The organism is Streptomyces sp. NPDC047841 (assembly GCF_040704085.1).
Lineage (GTDB): Bacteria > Actinomycetota > Actinomycetes > Streptomycetales > Streptomycetaceae > Streptomyces > Streptomyces argyrophylli.
Window position 1 is genome coordinate 126,645 of sequence record NZ_JBEYRP010000014.1, and the last position, 16,364, is coordinate 143,008.

At 71.7% G+C, this 16,364-nt stretch carries 12 protein-coding genes; 6 read left to right on the top strand and 6 right to left on the bottom strand.

The annotated features are described in order from the left end of the window. Window positions 1-116: 116 nt before the first annotated feature. Window positions 117-998, bottom strand: coding sequence for a succinate--CoA ligase subunit alpha (gene sucD / locus AB0947_RS24355; RefSeq protein WP_366752455.1), 882 nt, complete (start codon window positions 996-998; stop codon window positions 117-119). An 11-nt stretch (window positions 999-1,009) separates the two neighbouring features. Beyond that, window positions 1,010-2,140 (bottom strand): ADP-forming succinate--CoA ligase subunit beta, encoded by a 1,131-nt coding sequence (sucC, locus tag AB0947_RS24360; protein ID WP_366752456.1) that lies wholly within the window; start codon window positions 2,138-2,140, stop codon window positions 1,010-1,012. A 276-nt stretch (window positions 2,141-2,416) separates the two neighbouring features. Between sucC and AB0947_RS24365 the strand changes: the two genes are divergently transcribed. The 4 genes from AB0947_RS24365 to AB0947_RS24380 all read left to right on the top strand — a co-directional run bounded on the left by AB0947_RS24365 (window position 2,417) and on the right by AB0947_RS24380 (window position 9,230). Continuing rightward, window positions 2,417-4,099, top strand: a complete 1,683-nt coding sequence (locus tag AB0947_RS24365) for a thiamine pyrophosphate-binding protein (protein ID WP_366752457.1) — start codon at window positions 2,417-2,419, stop codon at window positions 4,097-4,099. A 10-nt stretch (window positions 4,100-4,109) separates the two neighbouring features. After that, entirely contained in the window at window positions 4,110-5,351 is a 1,242-nt protein-coding gene (frc, locus tag AB0947_RS24370; RefSeq protein ID WP_366752458.1) for a formyl-CoA transferase, read from the top strand. Between the two features lie 4 nt (window positions 5,352-5,355). Then, window positions 5,356-7,500 carry an acetate--CoA ligase family protein gene (locus tag AB0947_RS24375; protein WP_366752459.1) on the top strand — a complete coding sequence of 715 codons (2,145 nt, stop codon included), beginning with the start codon at window positions 5,356-5,358 and terminating at the stop codon, window positions 7,498-7,500. A gap of 332 nt (window positions 7,501-7,832) precedes the next feature. Then, a complete protein-coding gene (locus tag AB0947_RS24380) occupies window positions 7,833-9,230 on the top strand; it encodes an OFA family MFS transporter (protein WP_366752460.1) in 1,398 nt (465 codons plus the stop codon). Between the two features lie 672 nt (window positions 9,231-9,902). On the opposite strand, the gene AB0947_RS24385 is transcribed toward AB0947_RS24380, so the two are convergent. The 4 genes from AB0947_RS24385 to AB0947_RS24400 all read right to left on the bottom strand — a co-directional run bounded on the left by AB0947_RS24385 (window position 9,903) and on the right by AB0947_RS24400 (window position 13,228). Further along, window positions 9,903-10,580 (bottom strand): GntR family transcriptional regulator, encoded by a 678-nt coding sequence (locus AB0947_RS24385; protein WP_366752461.1) that lies wholly within the window; start codon window positions 10,578-10,580, stop codon window positions 9,903-9,905. Between the two features lie 132 nt (window positions 10,581-10,712). Then, the gene (locus tag AB0947_RS24390) at window positions 10,713-11,660 is read right to left on the bottom strand and encodes a beta-ketoacyl-ACP synthase III (RefSeq protein ID WP_366752462.1); all 948 of its coding nucleotides are present in this window, start codon (window positions 11,658-11,660) and stop codon (window positions 10,713-10,715) included. Window positions 11,661-11,796: 136 nt separating this feature from the next. Continuing rightward, on the bottom strand, window positions 11,797-11,925 hold the full coding sequence (locus AB0947_RS24395) for a hypothetical protein (RefSeq protein ID WP_268744341.1): 129 nt from the start codon (window positions 11,923-11,925) through the stop codon (window positions 11,797-11,799). After that, complete coding sequence (locus AB0947_RS24400) at window positions 11,900-13,228, bottom strand: OFA family MFS transporter (protein WP_366752463.1); 1,329 nt, start codon at window positions 13,226-13,228, stop codon at window positions 11,900-11,902. Before AB0947_RS24400 ends, AB0947_RS24395 begins: the two co-directional genes overlap by 26 nt. Before the next feature lie 247 nt (window positions 13,229-13,475). Here AB0947_RS24400 and AB0947_RS24405 point away from each other — a divergent pair, with 247 nt between their 5' ends. Next, window positions 13,476-14,447 (top strand): 2-dehydropantoate 2-reductase, encoded by a 972-nt coding sequence (locus tag AB0947_RS24405; protein ID WP_366752464.1) that lies wholly within the window; start codon window positions 13,476-13,478, stop codon window positions 14,445-14,447. Next, window positions 14,444-16,363, top strand: a complete 1,920-nt coding sequence (locus tag AB0947_RS24410) for a molybdopterin-dependent oxidoreductase (RefSeq protein ID WP_366752465.1) — start codon at window positions 14,444-14,446, stop codon at window positions 16,361-16,363. The genes AB0947_RS24405 and AB0947_RS24410 overlap by 4 nt, the downstream gene beginning before the upstream one ends. Window position 16,364 lies beyond the last annotated feature (1 nt).

The following is a 16,364-nucleotide window of genomic DNA, read 5'->3' on the forward strand; positions in this document are numbered from 1 at the left end:
CGCTCTCGCTGAGGGGATGGAGGGTGCGGGGCGTGCGGGGAGGTGCCTGCCTTCCCCCGCGGGTCGGCGGTACGGGTGGCGCGTCCCGGCTCGGAATCTGCCGCCAGGTCTCCGGTTCAGCCCCGCCGCAAGGTCTCCAGCACGGCCCGGGCCGTCTCCGTCGGGGTGCGGCCCACCCGTACCCCGGCGGCCTCCAGGGCCTCCTGCTTGGCGCGGGCGGTGCCGGTGGATCCGGAGACGATGGCGCCGGCGTGGCCCATGGTGCGTCCCTCGGGCGCGGTGAACCCGGCGACGTAGCCGACGACGGGCTTGGTGACGTGGTCGCGGATGTAGGCGGCGGCCCGCTCCTCCGCGTCGCCCCCGATCTCCCCGATCAGGACGATCAGTTCGGTGTCGGGGTCGTCCTGGAACGCGGCCAGGCAGTCGATGTGGCTGGTGCCGACGACGGGGTCGCCGCCGATGCCGACACAGGTGGAGAAGCCGGTGTCGCGCAGTTCGTGCATGAGCTGGTAGGTGAGGGTGCCCGATTTGGAGACCAGGCCGATGGGGCCGGGCTTGGCGATGTCGGCGGGGATGATGCCCGCGTTCGACTGGCCCGGGGAGATCAGGCCGGGGCAGTTGGGTCCGATGATCCGCGTGCCCCGCTGCCGTGCGTACGCGGTGAAGGCGACGGTGTCGTGGACCGGGACGCCCTCGGTGATGACGACGGCCAGCGGGATCCGGGCGTCGGCGGCCTCGGTGACGGCCGCCTTGGCGAAGGCGGGCGGCACGAAGACGACGCTGACGTCGGCGCCGGTCGCGCGCATGCCGTCGGCGACCGAGCCGAAGACCGGCAGCGGGTGCCCGTCGACGTCGACGGTACGGCCGGCCTTGCGCGGGTTGACCCCGCCGACGACGTCCGTGCCGGCCGCGAGCATCCGCCGGGTGTGCTTCATGCCCTCGGCGCCGGTCATGCCCTGGACGAGGATCTTGCTCTGCGTGGTCAGGTGGATGGCCATGTCCCGGCTCCTCAGACGATGTGGGCGAGTTCGGCGGCACGGCGCGCGGCGCCGTCCATGGTGGTGACCTGCTCGACCAGCGGATGCGCACGCGCGTCGAGAACCGCCCGGCCCCGGGCCGCGTTGTTGCCGTCGAGACGCACGACGACCGGCCTGGACAGCCGGATCCGGTCGACCGCCGCCAGGATGCCCTCGGCGACGGTGTCGCACGCGGTGATCCCGCCGAAGACGTTGACGAGGACGCTGCGCACGGCGGGGTCGGCGAGCACCACCGAGAGCGCGTCGGCCATGACCTCCGCCGAGGCGCCGCCGCCGATGTCGAGGAAGTCGGCGGGGCGGGCGCCGCAGCCGGCGACCACGTCCAGGGTCGACATGACGAGGCCGGCGCCGTTGCCGATGATGCCGACCTCGCCGTCGAGCTTGACGTAGTTGAGCCCGCGGTCGGCGGCCCCGGCCTCCAGCGGATCTCGGTGCTCGGTGTCCTCCGCGCCCCAACGCGTTTGCCGGAAGCGGGCGTTGTCGTCCAAGGTGACCTTGCCGTCGAGGGCGAGGACGTGTCCCTGTGCGGTGCGCACCAGCGGGTTGACCTCGACCAGCAGGGCGTCCTCGGCGACCAGCACCTGCCACAGCCGGATCAGGACGTCGGCGGTCCGCGGCGGCAGTCCGGCGGCGCTCGCGATCTCGCCGGCCTTGGCGGAGGTGACGCCCTCGGCCCGGTCGACCGGGACGCGCGCCACGGCCTCCGGATGGTGGGCGGCCACCTCCTCGATGTCGACGCCGCCCCGGGCGGAGGCGATGGCGAGGAAGCCGCCGGCCGCGCGGTCCAGGACGTAGGAGACGTAGAACTCCTCGGCGATGTCGACCGGTTCGGCCAGCATCAGGGTGCGGACCCGGTGGCCGTTGACGTCCGAGCCGAGCATCTGCCGGGCCGTCAGTTCGGCGGCGGCCGGGTCGGTGACGAGCCGGACTCCGCCCGCCTTGCCGCGCCCTCCCGTCCGCACCTGTGCCTTGACCACGGCCCGGCCGCCGAGCCGCCGGGCGATCTCCCGCGCCTCCTCGGGCGACCGGGTGACCTCGGCCCGTGGCACCGGGATTCCGTGGTCCTGGAAGAGCTGTCGTGCCTGGTGTTCGTACAGGTCCATGCCGGCTCCTGTCTGCGGGGATCATCGCGCGTGCTCCGGTGACTCGAATCGACCGGACACCGATGACCGAAAACTGAGTACGCCCCCTGGACACCGCCCACTGGATGCGGGATAACAAGCTTCATACAGTATTCGTCGACTGTATGCAATCTACTGCATACAGTCGCCTACCTGTACGTTCCGCCGCAAGCATCTCCGCACGCATCTCCGTACGCACCCCCCGCGCACACCCCTCGCGAGCCGCCCGAACTCCTACGAAAGGGACGGTACTTCGCCATGCCCGACGACACCCAGGACGTGATCTCCGGTGGCCATCTCGTGGCCAAGGCACTGAAGGCCGAAGGCGTCGACCGCATCTACACCCTGTGCGGCGGCCACATCATCGACATCTACGACGGCTGCGTGGACGAGGGAATAGAAGTCGTCGACGTCCGCCACGAGCAGGTCGCCGCGCACGCCGCCGACGGCTACGCCCGGATCACCGGCAAACCGGGCTGCGCGGTGGTCACCGCGGGGCCCGGGACGACCGACGCCGTCACCGGGGTCGCCAACGCCTTCCGCGCCGAGTCCCCGATGCTGCTGATCGGCGGCCAGGGCGCCCTCACCCAGCACAAGATGGGGTCCCTCCAGGACCTGCCGCACGTCGACATGATGACGCCGATCACCAAGTTCGCGGCGACCGTCCCGGACACGGCCCGCGCGGCGGACATGGTGTCGATGGCCTTCCGCGAGTGCTACCACGGCGCACCCGGCCCCTCCTTCCTGGAGATCCCCCGGGACGTCCTCGACGCGAAGGTGCCGGTCGCCGGGGCCCGTGTCCCGCGGCCCGGTGCCTACCGGGCCTCGACCCGCTCGGCCGGCGACCCGGAGGCCGTCGAGAAGCTCGCCGACCTGCTCGTCCACGCCGAGAGGCCGGCGATCCTGCTGGGCAGCCAGGTGTGGACGACCCGGGGCACCGAGGCCGCCGTCGAGCTGGTGCGCACCCTGAACGTCCCGGCGTACATGAACGGCGCCGGACGCGGCACGCTCCCGCCGGGCGACCCCCACCACTTCCAGCTCTCCCGCCGGTACGCCTTCTCCCATGCCGACGTCATCGTCATCGTCGGCACCCCGTTCGACTTCCGCATGGGGTACGGCAGGCGCCTCTCCCCCGGCGCCACGGTCGTGCAGATCGACCTCGACTACCGCACCGTCGGCAAGAACCGCGACATCGGGCTCGGCATCGTCGGTGACGCGGGCCTGGTCCTGAAGTCGGTGACGGAGGCCGCCGCGGGCCGGCTCAACGGTGGTGCGGCCAGGCGCAAGGAGTGGCTGGACGAACTGCGCGCGGCCGAGCAGACGGCGATCGGCAAGCGGCTGCCGCAGCTGCGGTCCGACGCCTCCCCGATCCACCCGTACCGGCTGGTCAGCGAGATCAACGACTTCCTGACCGAGGACTCAGTCTACATCGGCGACGGCGGCGACATCGTCACCTTCTCCGGACAGGTCGTCCAGCCCAAGTCGCCCGGCCACTGGATGGACCCGGGCCCGCTCGGCACCCTCGGTGTCGGCATCCCCTTCGTGCTCGCCGCCAAGCAGGCCCGCCCCGACAAGGAGGTGGTCGCCCTCTTCGGGGACGGCGCCTTCTCCCTCACCGGCTGGGACTTCGAGACCCTGGTCCGCTACGACCTGCCGTTCGTCGGGATCGTCGGCAACAACTCCTCGATGAACCAGATCCGTTACGGCCAGGCCGCCAAGTACGGCAAGGACCGCGAGCGGGTCGGCAACACCCTCGGCGACGTCCCGTACGACAAGTTCGCGCGGATGCTCGGCGGTTACGGCGAGGAAGTCCGCGACCCCACCGACATCGCCCCCGCGCTGCGCCGGGCGCGTGAGTCCGGCAAGCCGTCGCTGATCAACGTCTGGGTCGACCCGGACGCGTACGCCCCCGGAACCATGAACCAGACCATGTACAAGTGAGGTGGCCCGCATGACTGGAACGCCCACCAAGGCCCTGGCCGGCATCCGCGTCCTGGACATGACCCACGTCCAGTCCGGGCCGTCCGCCACCCAGCTGCTCGCCTGGCTCGGCGCCGACGTCGTCAAGCTGGAGGCGCCGGCCGGCGACATCACCCGCAAGCAGCTGCGGGACCTGCCGGACGTCGACTCCCTGTACTTCACGATGCTCAACTGCAACAAGCGGAGCATCACGCTGAACACCAAGACCGAGCGCGGCAAGGAGATCCTCACCGAGCTGATCCGGCGCTCCGACGTCATGGTGGAGAACTTCGGGCCGGGCGCGGTCGACCGGATGGGGTTCACCTGGGACCGCATCAAGGAGATCAACCCCCGGATCGTCTACGCCTCCATCAAGGGGTTCGGGGACGGCCCGTACACCAACTTCAAGGCGTACGAGGTCGTGGCGCAGGCCATGGGCGGATCGATGTCGACCACCGGCTTCGAGGACGGGCCGCCGCTGGCGACGGGGGCCCAGATCGGGGACTCCGGGACGGGGGTGCACGCCGTGGCGGGCATTCTCGCGGCGCTCTTCCAGCGCGAGCGGACCGGGCGCGGGCAGCGGGTCAACGTGGCCATGCAGCACGCGGTGCTCAACCTGTGCCGGGTGAAGCTGCGCGACCAGCAGCGCCTGGCCCACGGACCGCTCGCCGAGTACCCCAACGAGGACTTCGGCGAGGAGGTCCCCCGCTCGGGCAACGCGTCCGGCGGCGGCCAGCCGGGCTGGGCGGTCCGGTGCGCGCCGGGCGGCCCGAACGACTACGTGTACGTCATCGTCCAGCCCGTCGGCTGGAAGCCGATCACCGAACTCATCGGCCGGCCCGAACTCGCCGGGGACCCCGAGTGGGCGACCCCGGAGGCCCGGCTGCCGAAGCTGGACAAGATGTTCCAGCTGATCGAGGAGTGGTCGGCGACGCTCCCCAAGTGGGAGGTGCTGGAACGGCTGAACGCGCACAACATCCCGTGCGGCCCGATCCTGTCCACCAAGGAGATCATCGAGGACGCCTCGCTCGCCGCCAACGAGATGGTGGTCCGCGTCCCGCACCCCGAGCGCGGCGAGTTCGTGACCGTCGGCAGCCCGCTCAAGCTCTCCGACTCCCCCGTGGAGGTGACCGGCTCGCCCCTGCTGGGCGAGCACAACGAAGAGGTCTACGTCGGCGAACTGGGCCTCGGTGACGAGGAACTGCGCCTGCTGAAGTCGAACGGGGTGATCTGAGGTGATGGCCGAGGACCGGGTACTGCGGGTGCGGTCCCTGCTGGAGTCGGTGCGGGCCGAGGGCCGTACAGCGCTCACCGCGCCCGAGGGCCGCGTGGTCGCCGACGCGTACGGGATCGCCGTACCGGGCGAGGAGCTGGCGACCGACGTGGACGAGGCGGTGGCCGCGGCGGCACGCCTCGGCGGGCCGGTGGTGATGAAGATCGTCTCGCCGGACATCCTGCACAAGACCGAGGCCGGCGGGGTCGTCGTCGGGGTGGAGGGCGCGGCCGGCGTCCGTGCCGCGTTCCACCGGATCGTGGAGAACGCGCGCGCCTACGACGCCGGCGCCCGTATCGAGGGCGTGCTGGTGCAGGAGCTGCTGCCGGCGGGCGAGGAGGTCATCGTCGGCGCGGTCACCGATCCGGCCTTCGGGAAGGTGGTGGCGTTCGGGCTCGGCGGGGTGCTGGTCGAGGTGCTGAAGGACGTCACGTTCCGCCTCGCGCCGGTCTCCGCCGACGAGGCGCTGTCGATGCTGGACTCCATCCGGTCGGCGGAGATCCTGCGCGGGGTCCGCGGCCGGGCCGGTGTGGACCGGTGGGCGGTGGCCGAGCAGATCCGGCGGGTGTCCCAACTCGTCGCGGACTTCCCGGAGATCGCCGAGGTGGACCTCAATCCGGTGATCGCGACGGCGACGGGAGCGGTCGCCGCCGACATCCGGATCCTCCTCGCCGAGCGGCAGCCGGCAGCGCGCAGGACGTACTCGCGCGAGGAGATCCTCGCCTCCATGCGGCGGCTGATGCGGCCCTCCTCCGTCGCCGTGATCGGCGCCTCCAACGAGCCCGGGAAGATCGGGAACTCGGTGATGCGCAACCTGGTCGACGGCGGTTTCGCCGGGGACATCCACCCGGTGAACCCGAAGGCCGACGACATCCTGGGCCGCAAGGCCTACAAGAGCGTCACGGACGTGCCCGGCGAGGTGGACGTGGCCGTCTTCGCCATCCCCGCCCGGTTCGTCGCCGCGGCACTGGAGGAGGTGGGGCGCAAGGGCGTCCCCAACGCCGTCCTGATCCCCTCCGGTTTCGCGGAGACCGGCGAACACGCGCTCCAGGCGGAGATCGTGGAGATCGCCGAGCGGCACGGCGTCCGCCTGCTCGGGCCGAACATCTACGGCTACTACTCCACCTGGCAGGACCTGTGCGCCACGTTCTGCACGCCGTACGACGTCAAGGGCAAGGTGGCGCTGACCTCGCAGTCCGGTGGCATCGGCATGGCCATCCTCGGTTTCGCCCGCACCACCAAGACGGGTGTGTCGGCGATCGTCGGCCTCGGCAACAAGTCGGACCTGGACGAGGACGACCTGCTGACCTGGTTCGGCGAGGACCCGCACACCGAGTGCATCGCGATGCACCTCGAAGACCTCAAGGACGGGCGGGCGTTCGTGGAGGCGGCCCGCGCGACCGTGCCGAAGAAGCCGGTCGTCGTGCTGAAGGCGGGCCGTACGGCGGCGGGCGCGAGGGCGGCCGGTTCGCACACCGGCGCGCTCGCGGGCGACGACGCGGTGTACGACGACATCCTCCGGCAGGCCGGGGTCATCCGGGCGCCGGGCCTGAACGACATGCTGGAGTACGCGCGCGCGTTGCCGGTGCTGCCCGCCCCGCGGGGCGACAACATCGTGATCATCACCGGCGCGGGCGGCAGCGGTGTGCTGCTGTCGGACGCGGTGACGGACAACGGACTGTCCCTGATGGAGATCCCGCCCGACCTGGACGAGGCGTTCCGCCGGTTCATCCCGCCGTTCGGCTCGGCCGGCAACCCGGTCGACATCACCGGGGGCGAGCCGCCGTCGACGTACGAGGCGACGATCCGGCTAGGCCTTGCGGACCCGCGCGTCCACGCCCTGGTGCTCGGCTACTGGCACACGATCGTCACCCCGCCGATGGTGTTCGCCGAACTCACCGCACGCGTGGTCGCCGAGTTCCGCGAGCGGGGCGTCGAGAAGCCGGTCGTGGCGTCGCTGGCCGGTGACGTCGAGGTCGAGGAGGCCTGCCGGTACCTGTTCGAGCGGGGGGTCGTGGCATACCCGTACACGACCGAGAAGCCGGTGGCGGTGCTCGGCGCGAAGTACCGGTGGGCGCGGGCGGCCGGACTCCTGGGGGGCGGTTCATGAGCTGAGCGGAGCGGGCCCGGCCGGCGGTGCGCGCCGGCCGGCCCCGGGACCCGTCCGCGCACTTGAGGAAGGGCAGTCGGCGGCGAGGCGGTCCTCCCGCTCCTCGCGGGCCTGCCGGCGGACTGCTCCGGCGTGAACGACGACGCCTTCGACCACCGGATGGCCCCCAGCTCGAAGCCCGTCTGCGGGCTCGTCGGTTCGGCCCGGGCTCGGTCGCCGTCGACGCGTGGGACCGCCACGGCGCCGGCGCTCTTCCTGAAGGCCCCGGGCAGGGCGGAGGCCCGGCGCATCGTCCCCAACCCGCACCCCCTCGGTGAGGAGATGGCACAAGCATGACGGCAGATCCACTCTCGGCCGACCTGCACGCCGCACCACGTCCCTATCGCGAGGTGACAGACTCGCACGGCCGCGTCTACCGCGTGGGCGAGACCGACCGGGACATCCTCGGCCATTCCCGCAAGCTCATGGTCTACCTGCCGTGGATCGCCATGATGGCGATCAGCGTCTTCGAGTACGCGTACGGCTCCGCGGAGGACACCCTCTCGCACGCGCACGGCTGGAGTCGGTCCGACACCTTCTGGATCCTCAGCGTCTGGGTGTTCTTCCAGGCCGGCATCGCCTTCCCGGCGGGCTGGCTGCGCGAGCGGGGCGCCCTGACCGCCCGCCGCGCGATGTACGCGGGGTCCGGACTGTGCCTGGCCGGGTTCCTGGCCCTGTCGCACCTGGACGACGTGTGGCTGGCGATCCTCGGCTTCGGCGTGGTCGGCGGCATCGGCGCCGGACTGGTGTACGCGACGTGCATCAACATGGTCGGCAAATGGTTCCCCGAACGGCGCGGGGCCCGCACGGGCTTCGTCAACGGCGGCTTCGCGTACGGTTCGCTGCCGTTCATCTTCATCTTCAACTACGCCTTCGACACCGGGAACTACCACCGGGTCCTGGACCTCATCGGCGTCTACGTGATGATCGTCGTGTTCGCCTCGGCGTTCTTCTTCAAGGACCCGCCGAAGAACTGGTGGCCGGCGGACATCGACCCGCTCACCTTCTCCGGCGACAGCAAGAACGCCCGGTCGCTGGCGAAGAACCCGCCCGCGGTACGGCAGTTCACGCCCAAGGAGGCCGTCCGCACCGGGATGCTGCCCCTGATGTGGATCTCCATCGTGATGACCGCCGGCGTGTCGATCTTCGGGATCTCCTTCCAGGTCGACTTCGCCAAGGAGGTGGGCTTCGGCCCGCTGGTGGCGGCGTCCTCGATGGGTGTGATGGCGGTCATCAACGGCATCGGCCGCGGTGTCGTGGGCTGGCTGTCGGACCGCTGGGGGCGCAAGACGACGCTCGTCTTCGTCATCGTCGTCCTCGGACTCGCCCAGTTCGGGGTCATCTGGGCCGGTGACGTCCGCAGCGAGTGGCTGTTCCTGTTCTTCGCCTTCCTCTCCGGCTTCGGCGGCGGGGCCTTCTACCCGATGTTCGCCGCGCTGACCCCGGACTACTTCGGCGAGAACTACAACGCCACCAACTACGGCCTGGTGTACAGCGGCAAGCTGGTCAGCGGCCTGTTCGGCGGCGGCCTCGGCTCGATGGTGGTCGGCGCCTGGGGCTACAACGGCGCCTACGCGCTGGCCGGGGGTGTGTCGATGGTGGCGGCGGCCCTCACGCTCCTGCTGCGCCAGCCGGGCCGCACCGGCGGCGGCGAACCGGTACCGACCGCGAAGCCGCACCCGGCCACCTGACCGCGCGGCCCCCTCTCCGTACGGCGCAACCGGTGTTCCCCCTCCCCCCGGCCCGCTCGTCGGCCGCCGGAGGGGGAACTGCGCGTGCGGCTGCCCGCCGTGCCGACGGACCCTGGGCGTCCACCCGTCACCCGGCTCGGGTTCCGGCCCGACTCGCGCCCTGCTCGTGCTCCAAGCGCGGCCACCCCTCGGCGAGGACGTCACCCGACTCGCGTTCCGCCACCACCGCGGGCGGCTCGCCGCGGAAACGCACGGTCAGTCGCATGACCCTCGCGCCACAAGCGCGCCCACCCCCGGCGAGGACACCGCCCAAGTCGCGACCCGCCCCCGTACCACCACGGCCGGCCTACCACGGAGACGCTCAGTCAGGTCGCATGACCCTCGCGCCACAAGCACGCCCACCCCCGGCGAGGACACCACCCAGCTCGCGACCCACCCTCGTACCACCACGGCCGGCCCACCGCGGAGACGCTCAGTCAGGTCGCATGACCCTCGCACTACAAGCACGCCCCCCACCCAGCTCGCGACCCGCCCCAGTACCGCCGCGGGCGCCCTTCACGGAAACGCACGGTCAGCGCGCATGCCGCTCGTAATACCAAGCGCGCCCACCTCCCCGGCGAGGACACCACCCAGCTCGCGACCCGCCGGGCGGCCCGCCGCGGAGGCGCACGGTCAGGTCGCGTTCCGCTCGTGGTACGAGCGTCGGGTGTGCTCGGTGTGCGCGCGCATCAGCTGGGTGGCGCGCTGCTCGTCACGGGCGGCGATCGCGGTGATCAGTTCGCGGTGCTCGCGCCAGGACTGCCGGCCGCGCTGCCGGGCCACCGGCGTGTAGTACCAGCGGACCCGCCGGTCCACCTGGGCGGCGAGCCCGGCGAGGACGGTGTTGCCGGCCAGTTCCATCACCTTGGCGTGGAAGGCCGCGTTGAGGGCGACCGCGCGGTCCACGTCCTCGGCCGCCACCGCCGTCTCGCCCTCCGCGCACAGCTCCTCCAGCACGCTGATGCCGGCGCTGTCCGCGTGCGCGGCGGCCAGCCGGGCGGCCTCCGCCTCCAGCAGGGTGCGGACCGTGAGGAGCTGATCGGCCTCCTCCTCGGTCGGCTCGTGCACAAACGCGCCCTGGGCGGGCCGCAGATCGACCCACCCCTCGGTGTTGAGCCGCTGCAGGGCCTCGCGCACGGGCTGCCGCGAGACGCCGAGGTGTCCGGCGAGTTCGCTCTCCACGAGGTGCTGGCCGGGCTGGAGAGCGCGGGTGGTGATGAGTTCCAGCAGCGCCTCGTACACGCGCTCACGCAGCGGGCCGGGCCGCTCCAGCCTGGGTACCGCCCCCTGCGGCAGTCCGGTCGACAACATCGCGGTCCCCTCCTGGGCAGGTATGACGCGTGGGCCCTGAACGCTCGCTTCGGCTCAGTATCGATTGTCTTTCGTCTACAGTCTACGGCGCACAGTATTCAGCACGGCGTGCGGAAGCACGGGGCGCCGCCGTCAGGGGCACCGCACGACCTGGCCGGCGTACGACAGGTTGCCGCCGAAGCCGAACAGCAGCACCGGATCGCCCGTGCTGAGCGCTCCCCGTTCAACCAGCTTGGAGAAGGCGAGCGGGATGCTGGCGGCCGAGGTGTTGCCGGACTCGGTGACGTCGCGGGCGACCACCGCGCCCACGGCGCCGAGCTTCTCGGCCAGCGGCTCGATGATCCGCAGGTTGGCCTGGTGCAGCACGACCCCGGCGAGGTCCTCGGGGGCCAGCCCGGCCTTCTCGCAGGCCTGGCGGGCGATGGCCGGCAGCTGGGTGGTGGCCCAGCGGTAGACGCTCTGCCCCTCCTGCGCGAACCGGGGCGGCGTGCCCTCGATCCGCACGGCGTGCCCCATCTCGGGCACCGACCCCCACAGCACCGGCCCGATCCCGGGCTCGCGGTCCGGCCCGCACGCCTCCACCACGGCCGCCCCGGCGCCGTCGCCGACGAGGACGCAGGTGCTGCGGTCGGTCCAGTCGGTGACGTCGGACATCTTGTCGGCGCCGATGACGAGCGCCCGGGTCGCGGCGCCCGCGCGGACGGTGTGGTCGGCGGTGGCGAGGGCGTGGGTGAAGCCGGCGCAGACGACGTTGACGTCCATCGCGGCCGGCCGCGGGATGCCGAGGCGGGCGGCCACCCGGGCGGCGGTGTTCGGGGAGCGGTCGACCGCGGTGGACGTGGCCACCAGCACCAGGTCGATGTCGGCGGGCGCGAGTCCGGCCGCGGCGAGGGCCTTGGCGGCGGCGTGCGCGGCCAGTTCGTCGACCGGTTCGTCGGGTCCGGCGATGTGCCGGGTCCGGATGCCGACCCGGCTGCGGATCCACGCGTCGCTGGTGTCGACCATGCCCGCCAGGTCGTCGTTGGTGAGCACCTTGGCGGGCTGGTAGTGACCGATGGCGGCGATGCGCGAGCCGTTCATGCCGGGTATCCCCTCGTGCCGTGGGTAGCGGGATCCACAGTCTGATCAGTGACTCGCGAGTACGACGGCAGGTGAAGCCACAGGAATCGGGCGCCCGGGTTGTCGGCTTCACCCAGGCACCCGGACGCCCGGCACCTCACCCGGTGAACAGCTGTGTCGCCTTTCGCACCAGCTCGTACAGGCCGTAGGCGAGGGGTGTGCCCACCCACAGCCAGGCGAGGGCGATCAGGCCGCCGCGGCTAGGCGGGCTGCTGTCGCTGGGCATCTGCGGCCTCCCTCGGGGCGGGGACGTGGTGGCGGGGGTGGACGGGGCGGACGAGTTCGCCGGCGACGAAGCCGACGACGAGCAGGCCGATCATGATGCCGAACGACAGCCCGTACAGCGACGGCCCGTGCTTGCCGGCCGCCTCCTGCCGGTCGGCGATCCAGTTGACGATCAGCGGCCCGAACACGCCGGCCGTGGACCAGGCGGTCAGCAGCCGGCCGTGGATGGCGCCGACCTGGTAGGTGCCGAAGAGGTCCTTCAGATAGGCGGGGATCGTCGCGAAGCCGCCGCCGTAGAAGGAGAGGATCACCAGCGCGCACAGCACGAACAGCGGTTTCGAGGTGTCCCCGAACAACGCGATCAGCAGGTACATCAGGGCGCCGGCGCCGAGGTAGACGCGGTAGACGTTCTTGCGGCCGACCCTGTCGGAGGTGGAGGACCAGCCGATGCGGCCGGCCATGTTCGCGGCCGACAGCAGCGCGACGAAGCCGGCCGCCGCCGAGGCCGACACGGGGGTGGAGCTGTCCGCGAAGAAGTCCGTGATCATCGGCGCGGCCTTCTCCAGGATGCCGATGCCGGCGGTCACGTTCGTGCACAGCACGACCCACAGGCACCAGAACTGCGGGGTGCGCACGGCCTCACGGGCGGAGACCCGCACGCCCTCGACGGCGCTCGGCCCGCTCTCGACCGGCTTCTCGGCGCGCGGCACACGGACCAGCAGGACGCCGAGGCTCATGAAGGCGGCGTACGCCAGGCCGTGCACCAGGAAGGCGAGGGCGATGCCGTCGTTGTCGGAGCCGAAGGACTCGAGCATCTGGGCCGACCACGGCGAGGCGATCAGGGCGCCGCCGCCGAAGCCCATGATGGCGATGCCGGTGGCCATGCCCGGCCGGTCCGGGAACCACTTGATCAGGGTGGAGACGGGCGAGATGTAGCCGATGCCGAGGCCGATCCCGCCGACGAAGCCGTAGCCGAGGACGATCAGCCAGTACTGCTTCGTCCCCGCGCCGAGGGCGGAGATCAGGAAGCCGGAGGAGAAGCAGACGAGGGCCACGGTCATCGCCCAGCGCGGGCCGTTGCGCTCGACGAGGGTGCCGCCGAACGCGGCCGACAGGCCGAGCATCACGATCGCCACCTGGAAGGGCAGCGCGCTCTGGGTGCCGTCGAGACCGAGCGCGGATTCGAGCGGCGGTTTGAAGACGCTCCAGGCGTAGGCCTGGCCGATGGAGAGGTGGACGGAGAGGGCGGCGGGCGGGACGAGCCAGCGGCTCCAGCCCGGGGGTGCGACAGGGGGGCTGCTCATGACGCCGGACGGTAGGGCGGGGCGCGGGAGCTGAGAAGGCGGCCGTCGACCGTATGCGGTGAACGGTATGCAGGCTGCGCTCAACGGTCGGCCGACCGCGCGGTCCCCCTCGACGGCCGTTGCGGGAACCCTTGCTGACACCGACTCCATACTGTAGACAATATTTCGTCGACAGCATTCAGTGGACGTGTCCGCCGGGTCCCGTCGTCACCTCCGCGGTATCCCTCGAACCGAACGGAGCGTTGCTGTGAAAGTCGCAGTCCTCGGCGCCGGGGCCATCGGCGCCTACGTCGGTGCCGCGCTCCACCGCGCCGGCGCCGACGTGCACCTCATCGCCCGTGGACCGCACCTCGCGGCCATGAGGCGGTCCGGCGTCCAGGTGATCAGCCCGCGCGGCGATTTCACCGCGCGCCCCCACGCCACCGACGACCCGGCCGAGGTCGGCCCGGTCGACCACGTCTTCCTGGGCCTCAAGGCCACCGCGTACGCGGCGTGCGGGCCGCTGATCGCACCCCTGCTGCACGAGCGCACCACGGTGGTGGCCGCGCAGAACGGCATCCCCTGGTGGTACTTCCACCGGCACGGCGGCCCCTACGACGGCCGCCGCCTGGAGAGCGTCGACCCGGGCGGCGCCGTCAGCGCGGTCCTCGCCCCCGAACGGGCCGTCGGCTGTGTCGTCTACGCGGCGACGGAACTGCAGGCCCCCGGCGTGGTGCGGCACGTGGAGGGCACCCGGTTCTCCCTCGGCGAGCCCGGCCGCGGTGTCTCGGCGCGCTGCCTGGAGCTGAGCGGGGCGATGCGGGCCGGCGGACTGAAGTGCCCCGTGGAGCCGGACCTGCGCAACGACATCTGGCTGAAGCTGCTCGGGAACATCTCCTTCAACCCGATCAGCGCCCTGGCCCGGGCCACCATGCGGCAGATGTGCCGGCACGGCGGCACCCGCCGGGTCATCGAGACGATGATGCGCGAGACGCTCCGTGTCGCCGAGGCCCTCGGCTGCGAGGTGGGCGTCTCCATCGAACGCCGGCTCGCCGGCGCCGAACGCGTCGGCGACCACCGCACCTCCACCCTCCAGGACCTGGAGCGCGGCAAACCGCTGGAACTGGACGTGCTGCTCGCCGCCGTGGTCGAACTCGCGGAGATCACCGGCGTGGAGGTGCCCACCCTGCGCACCGTGCACGCCCTCTCGGACCTGCTCGCCCTGAGGAGCGCCGCATGAGGAACCGGCAACCGAAGACCTACACCCGGCTGACGCGTCCCCTGGTGCGCGACTCCCGTGACGAACCGTTCCGGGAGGCGACCTGGCAGGAGGCGCTGGACCGCGCCGCCCGGGGCCTCCAGCGCAACCGGGGCGCGTTCGGGATGTTCTCCTGCGCCCGCGCCACCAACGAGATGAACTACGTGGCGCAGAAGTTCGCGCGGGTGGTGATGGGCACCCACAACGTCGACTCCTGCAACCGCACGTGCCACGCGCCCAGTGTCGCGGGGCTGTCGGCCGCGTTCGGCTCCGGCGGCGGCACGTCGTCGTACGAGGAGATCGAGCACACCGACGTCATCGTGATGTGGGGCTCCAACGCCCGCTTCGCGCACCCCGTCTTCTTCCAGCACGTGCTCAAGGGCATCCGGGGCGGTGCCCGGATGTACGCCGTCGACCCGCGCCGGACCTCCACCGCCGAGTGGGCGGAGAGCTGGCTCGGGCTGAACGTCGGCACCGACATCCCGATGGCGCACGCGATCGGCCGGGAGATCATCCACGCCGGGCTGGTGAACGAGGCGTTCGTCGCGCGGGCGACCACCGGCTTCGAGGAGTACCGCAAGCTGGTCGAGCCGTGGACCCCGTCCCTGGCGGAGAAGGTGACCGGTGTACCGGCCCGCGCGATCCGGGAGCTGGCCCACGCCTACGCCCGCGCCGAACGCGCCCAGCTGTGCTGGACCCTCGGCATCACCGAGCACCACAACGGCACCGACAACGTCCGCGCGCTGATCAACCTCTCCCTGCTCACCGGACACGTCGGCCGCTACGGCTCCGGGCTCCAGCCGCTGCGCGGGCAGAACAACGTGCAGGGCGGCGGCGACATGGGCGCCATCCCCAACCGGCTGCCCGGCTTCCAGGACATCCTCGACCCGGACGTCCGGCTGAAGTTCGAGTCGGCCTGGGACACCGTCATCCAGCCGCACTACGGGCTGAACCTGACGGAGATGTTCGAGGCGATGGAGGACGGCAGGCTGCGCGCGGTGTACTGCGTCGGGGAGAACCCGGCCCAGTCGGAGGCCGACGGCGAACAGGCCGTACGCCGTCTGAAGGCCCTGGACTTCCTCGTCGTCCAGGACATCTTCCTCACGAAGACCGCCGAACTGGCGGACGTGGTCCTGCCCGCGACCGCCGGCTGGGCGGAGACCGAGGGCACCACCACCAACAGCGAACGGCGCGTGCAGCGGGTGCGGCGGGCCGTCACCCCGCCCGGTGAGGCCCGCGAGGACATCGACATCATCTGCGCACTGGCCGCGCGGCTGGGTCACGACTGGAAGTACGCCGACGCGGAGGCCGTGTGGAACGAGCTGCGGTCGGTGTCCCCGGACCACTACGGGATGACGTACCGCCGGCTGGAGGAGCACCAGGGCATCCAGTGGCCCTGCCCGAGCACCGGGGAACTCGAACCCCCCTTCCTGCACGGCCGGTTGTGGGAGCAGGACCCCGGCCGGCGGGGCAGGCCGGCGCCGTTCGGGCTGGTCCGGCACGATCCGCCGGTGGACCTCACCGACGAGGAGTACCCGCTCCGGCTCACCACCGGCCGGCGGCTGGACTCCTACAACACCGGTGTGCAGAGCGGCGGTTTCGCCTCCCCGCTGCGGCGCGGCGAGTACGTCGAGCTGTGCCCGGAGGACGCCGAGCGGTACGGGGTCGTCGTCGGCGAGGAGGTGCGGGTGTCCTCACGGCGGGGCTCGGTCGTGGCCCCCGTGTGGATCGACACGGCCCTGCGTCCCGGCCTCGCCTTCATGACCATGCACTTCCCCGACGAGGTCGACACCAACCGGCTGACCATCGAGGTGAACTGCCCGATCGCGGGGACGGCGGAGTTCAAGGCGTCGGCGATCCGGATCGAGAAGCTGCCCGCAGTGACCTATGTGAGGTGAC